This is a genomic window from Schinkia azotoformans LMG 9581, from assembly GCF_000307855.1.
GTDB classification, from domain to species: domain Bacteria; phylum Bacillota; class Bacilli; order Bacillales; family Bacillaceae_J; genus Schinkia; species Schinkia azotoformans.
Genome location: NZ_AJLR01000109.1, coordinates 1 through 586, shown reverse-complemented (window position 1 = coordinate 586; position 586 = coordinate 1). Strand labels below are relative to the sequence as shown.

The 586-nt window shown below is 33.1% G+C and carries 1 protein-coding gene; it reads left to right on the top strand.

Annotation, left to right across the window (positions count from 1 at the left end; translation table 11 throughout):
* On the top strand, positions 1–586 hold a 586-nt coding region (locus BAZO_RS22590), incomplete at both ends, for a type ISP restriction/modification enzyme (RefSeq protein ID WP_003331684.1).

Sequence of the window (586 nt, the reverse complement as noted above, 5' to 3'; positions counted from 1 at the left end):
AGTGGATTTATTATCAACGTGATATAGTAGATAGACCAGGCCCTTTATTAAATATTTTTGGCGATAATAACCAAATTATTTATGTTACTAAGGGAGCACGAAATGGTAACTTTTCAGCGTTAATAACGAAGTACCTACCCACTGAGGTTATGTTGGGAGCAAGTGGAGCAGGATTTGTAAGATATATCAACGATGGTACATTATTTAATGTTAGTGATTTCCAGTCGAACATAAAATCAAACTTCGGACTAAACGAAGAAGAGATGTTTTCATATGTATATGCCGTATTAAATAGCCGCGACTATAAAAAACTCTATGCTAATGATTTACAAAAAAACTTACCTCGTATTCCTTTACTAAAACACAAAGAAAAGTATGTTCAAATTGGTAAAAAGCTTGCTGAATTGCATTTGCATTATGAAGAACAGCCAATTTGGGACGGTGTTGAAGTTGACATATCAAAACCTGATTATCGTGTTAAGAAGATGAAGCATCCTAAAAAAGGCGTATTAGATACGATTATCTATAATGACAGTATTACTATTAAAAACATTCCAGAAAGGGCATATGATTACGTTGTTAATGG